We start from the raw sequence: 2,548 nt of genomic DNA, 5'->3' as shown, positions 1-2,548 counted from the left end.
AACCTATTTCAGGACTAGACAGAGTTGATCGCTATCCACCTTTGCGCCGCTGTTGCCATGCGGCAGCCAGACCGCTCAGGCAGATAATTGCGATGCCGGCCTGGCCGGTGGGCGATGGTAGGTGGTCGAAGACCAGAAAACCCAGTAGCCCGGCGAAGACGATCTGGCAATAGCTGAACGGCGCGAGCATGGCTGGCGCGGCGAAGCGGAAGGCCTGGGTCAGCAGCAGGTGAGCGGACATGCCGCACGCACCCAGCGCGAGCAGAAACGGCAGATGCTTGAGCGCGGGCACTTCCCAGAAAAACGGCACCAGAAGGCTCATCAACAGCGTGTTGAACAGGCCGGCAAAGAAGTTGCTGGTGGTCGGGCTGTCGAACGGGCTCACCAGTCGGGTCAGCAGTTGATACAACGCAAAGCACAAGGCCGACGACAACGGCAGCAGAATCGCAGGCGTGAACAGCTCGCCGCCTGGATGAATGATGATCATCACCCCGACGAACCCCACCACCACCGCGATCCACTGCCCGCGCGTCACTCGCTCATGCAGCAGCGGCACCGACAAGGCCGTGACCAGCAGCGGCGCGAGAAAGTTGACGGCTGTGGCTTCTGCCTGCGGAATGAACATCAGGCTGCTGGTAAACAGCAGACTGGTGCCCAACAGCGCCAGCGCGCGCAACGTCTGCAGGCCGGGGCGCTTGGTGCGCAGCACACGCAAGCCCGCCGACGGCATGAAGATGCAGGCCATGAGCAATGTATGCACCAGATAACGCGCCCAGACCACCAGAATGATCGGATAGAAACCAGACAGGTATTTGGACAATGTGTCGTGACTGGCAAACAGAAAAGTAGCCAGAAGAATGAAGCCAATCCCCTTGAGGGGTTGATTGACGCCGGACAGTGGCGTGCTGGCAGTGCTCATCGGGCTTCCCTGTTCAAGTGTTGTCGATCTGTATCTGTCGCAAAAGAAGACCGCGTACGCTTCCGCTTTCCATAGACCAGAGCCATAAAGCAGCGAGCATCGCAGCAAGCCTTTTCAGCGTCTTGCATAAAATGTTCGAACCGGTTCATTAACGTTCGATTATCGCCCCAAACAACGCTTTCACAATTGCGGACAACGTTTCGGCATTTCAATATCGCAGCCAGCTACAACGACTCGATAACTACAAAAAAGGTCAGTTCCATGCGCTCGAATCCCTCCTGCAAAATCGTTTGCGGTCTTTCTGCGGCCGTCGCTGTGGCCCTCTCGGCAACCACCACCTACGCCGGCGGCTTCGTCGAGGATGCCAAGGTCAATCTGAACCTACGCAACTTCTACATCAACCGCAACTTCGTGGACCCGGCCAATGCGCAGAATTACGCCGAGGAGTGGACGCAGAACTTCATCCTTGACGCCCGCTCCGGCTTTACGCAGGGCACCGTGGGTTTCGGCGTCGATGCGCTGGGCCTGTACTCGCTAAAACTGGACGGCGGCAAAGGCACTGGCGGCACACAGTTACTGCCGATCCACAGCGATGGACGCCCGGCCGACGACTTTGGCCGGCTGGCCGTGGCAGGCAAGGCGCGCTTCTCGAAAAGCGAATTGAAGGTGGGCGAGTGGATGCCAGTGCTGCCGATCCTGCGGTCGGACGACGGCCGCTCACTGCCGCAAACCTTCCAGGGCAGCCAGATTACCTCGAAAGAGATCGACAACCTGACGCTGTATGGCGGCCAGTTCCGCGGTAACAGCCCGCGTAACGACGCCAGCATGCAAGACATGTCGCTGAATGGCCGCGCAGCGTTCACCTCCGACCGTTTCAATTTCGGCGGCGGCGAATATGTGTTTAACGAGAAGCGCACACAGGTCGGGGTGTGGTACGCCGAGCTTGAAGACATCTACCACCAGCAATACGTCAACGTGCTGCATAGTCAGCCGTTGGGCAGCTGGACCCTGGGCGCCAACCTCGGTTACTTCCAGGGTAAGGATGACGGGCAGGCGCTGGCCGGCGATCTGGACAACAAGACCTGGTCCGCCCTGCTTTCCACACGACACGGCGGCAACACGTTTTATGTGGGTTTGCAGAAGGTCAGCGGCGAAAGCGCCTGGATGCGCGTCAACGGCACCAGCGGCGGCACGCTGGCCAACGACAGTTACAACTCCAGCTTCGACAATGCCAGAGAGAAATCCTGGCAGTTGCGTCACGACTACGACTTCGCAGCCTTGGGCGCACCGGGCCTGACCCTGATGAACCGCTACATCAGCGGCGAAAACGTGCACACCGGCGCCATCACCGACGGCGAAGAATGGGCACGGGAAACAGAGCTGGCCTATGTGTTTCAGAGCGGTACGTTCAAAAGCCTGTCGCTCAAGTGGCGCAACTCGACCATGCGCCGTGATTACAACACTAACCAGTTCGACGAAAACCGAGTGATCGTCAGCTATCCGCTGTCGCTGCTCTAGAAAACCTGAGTAACGTGGCGGCGTTGACTCTCGTGCCGGCGCTCCGCGTCGGCATGCAGTTCGTGACGCTCTGCGTCCTCTTTGTGGCGCTACGCGCCACATGTTGGTTCT

The 2,548-nt window shown here is 59.1% G+C and carries 2 protein-coding genes; one reads left to right on the top strand and one right to left on the bottom strand.

Annotated features, from left to right (window positions below; genetic code table 11):
* Nucleotides 1–31: 31 nt before the first annotated feature.
* Entirely contained in the window at nucleotides 32–919 is an 888-nt protein-coding gene (locus ABJ99_RS17510) for a DMT family transporter (protein WP_054086893.1), read from the bottom strand.
* A gap of 261 nt (nucleotides 920–1,180) precedes the next feature.
* Between ABJ99_RS17510 and ABJ99_RS17505 the strand changes: the two genes are divergently transcribed.
* Nucleotides 1,181–2,437: an OprD family porin gene (locus ABJ99_RS17505; protein WP_054086892.1), complete on the top strand. Its 1,257-nt coding sequence runs from the start codon at nucleotides 1,181–1,183 to the stop codon at nucleotides 2,435–2,437.
* The last annotated feature ends 111 nt before the right edge of the window (nucleotides 2,438–2,548 follow it).

It is taken from the genome of Pseudomonas syringae pv. cilantro, from assembly GCF_001293775.1.
GTDB lineage: Bacteria > Pseudomonadota > Gammaproteobacteria > Pseudomonadales > Pseudomonadaceae > Aquipseudomonas > Aquipseudomonas syringae_P.
The sequence above is the reverse complement of the archived record's forward strand: the minus strand, read 5'-3'. Positions and strand labels throughout refer to the sequence as shown.